The 2,370-nt window shown below is 73.0% G+C and carries 2 protein-coding genes; both read left to right on the top strand.

The features are described 5' to 3' along the window. Positions 1-756: polyprenyl synthetase family protein (locus tag DZG00_RS14585; protein ID WP_147360029.1), on the top strand; the 756-nt coding region annotated here is incomplete at its 5' end. Positions 757-847: 91 nt separating this feature from the next. Beyond that, on the top strand, positions 848-2,218 hold the full coding sequence (locus DZG00_RS14590; protein WP_119382573.1) for an FAD-dependent oxidoreductase: 1,371 nt from the start codon (positions 848-850) through the stop codon (positions 2,216-2,218). Positions 2,219-2,370: the final 152 nt, after the last annotated feature.

Genomic DNA, 2,370 nt, shown 5'->3' on the forward strand with positions numbered 1-2,370 from the left:
TCGCTGTACCACGACGACGTCATGGACGAGGCGGACATGCGCCGCGGCGTCCCGAGCGCGCAGGCCGTGTGGGGCAACTCCGTCGCGATCCTCGCGGGCGACCTCCTGTTCGCCCGCGCCAGCAAGATCGTGGCCGACCTCGGCCCGCGCGCCATCCGCCTGCAGGCCGCGACGTTCGAGCGCCTCGTGCTCGGCCAGCTGCACGAGACCATCGGCCCGCGCGAGGACCAGGACCCCATCGCGCACTACCTCGACGTCCTCGCCGACAAGACGGGCTCCCTCATCGCCTGCGCCGCGCAGATGGGCGTCATCTACTCCGGTGCGGATCCCGAGCTCGAGTCGGCCGTGCTGGCCTTCGGCGAGCGGACGGGCGTCGCCTTCCAGCTCGTCGACGACGTCCTCGACCTCGCCGACCAGCCCGAGGAGACCGGCAAGCTCGCGGGCACCGACCTGCGCGCGGGCGTCGCGACCCTCCCGCTCCTCTACCTGCGCCGCCTCGCGGAGACGGACGCCGGCGCGGCGACGCTGCTCGCGCGGATCCAGCGCGACGTGGAGCACGAGGAGACGCCCGAGTCCGAGGCCGACCTCACCGCCGCGATCGCCGAGCTCCGCGACCACGAGGTCACCGCCCGCACCATCGCGGAGGCGCACCGCTGGGCCGCCGAGGCGGTCGGGGCGCTCGCGCCGCTTCCCGAGGGCCCGGTCAAGAAGGCGCTCACGCGCTTCGCCGACACCATCGTCGAGCGCACGCGCTAGCCGTCCGCTCGTCCCCGCCGGCTCTCGCGGGGATCCGCACCACCACGCCCCCGACGGCCGGCACGGGGACGACGACGAACCGGAGACACCAGTGACCAAGCTCAGGCTGGCCATCGTGGGCGCAGGGCCCGCGGGCATCTACGCGGCCGACATCATCCTGAAGGCCGAGAAGCAGTTCGACGTCTCCATCGACCTGTTCGAGCGCCTCCCCGCGCCGTACGGCCTGGTCCGCTACGGCGTCGCGCCCGACCACCCGCGCATCAAGGGCATCATCGGCGCGCTGCGCGACGTGCTCGACCGCGGCGACATCCGCATCTTCGGCAACGTCGACTACGGCCGCGACATCACCCTGGAGGACCTGCAGCGGCACTACAACGCGGTCATCTTCTCCACGGGCGCGATCCGCGACGCCGAGCTCGACATCCCCGGCATCGACCTGCCGGGCTCCTACGGCGCGGCCGACTTCGTCAACTGGTTCGACGGCCACCCCGACTTCCCGCGCGACTGGCCGCTCGACGCCCGCGAGGTCGCGGTCATCGGCAACGGCAACGTCGCGCTCGACGTGGCGCGCATGCTCGCCAAGCACGCCGACGACCTGCTGCCCACCGAGATCCCCGACAACGTCTACACCGGGCTCAAGCACTCGCCCGTCACGGACGTGCACGTCTTCGGCCGCCGGGGGCCCGCGCAGGTGAAGTTCACGCCGCTCGAGCTGCGCGAGCTCGGCGAGGTGCCCGACGTCGACGTCATCGTCTACGACGAGGACTTCGGCGTGGATCCCGCCGCCGAGGAGGCCGCGAAGACCAACAAGCAGGTCATGGTCATCAGCCGCGTGCTGGAGAAGTGGCGCACGCGCGAGACGGGATCCGCGTCCCGCCGCCTGCACCTGCACTTCTACTCGCGCCCCGCCGAGGTGCTCGCGTCCGACGACGCCGAGCCGCGCGTCGCGGGCCTGCGCATCGAGCGCACGCGCCCCGACGGACTCGGCGGCGTCGAGGGCACGGGCGAGTACCGCGACGTGCCCGTGCAAGCCATCTACCGCGCGGTCGGGTACTTCGGCTCGCCCGTGGACGGGATCCCGTTCGACGAGCGCCGCGGCGTCATCCCGAACCACGAGGGCCAGGTCCTCGACGCGGACAACACGCGCATCCCCGGGGTCTACGCCACCGGCTGGATCAAGCGCGGGCCCATCGGCCTCATCGGGCACACCAAGTCCGACGCGATGGAGACCGTCTCGCACGTGCTCAACGACCAGGGCGACTGGTGGACCCCCGAGGCGCCCGAGGAGCAGGCCATCGTCGACCTCCTCGCCGCCCGCGGCATCGAGTACACGGACCTCGCCGGCTGGCACGCGCTGGACGAGCACGAGATCGCCCTGGGGCAGCCGCACGGCCGCGCCCGCATCAAGGTGGTCGAGCGCGACGAGATGCTCGAGGCGTCGCGCACGCGGCAGTCCGTCTGATCCGCACCACCTGATCCACGCCGACGTGCGCCCGCGGTCCTCCCGCGGGCGCACGTCCGTCGTCCGTCCCCAGCCGCGTCGCCGTCCGCGCGCAAGCCTGGCCGCGACCCCTAGGGTCGCCGCGTGATCCCCGCCGCCGCGCCCGCCCTCCT

Origin of the sequence: Clavibacter lycopersici, from assembly GCF_003576405.1 — a bacterium.
Lineage (GTDB): Bacteria > Actinomycetota > Actinomycetes > Actinomycetales > Microbacteriaceae > Clavibacter > Clavibacter lycopersici.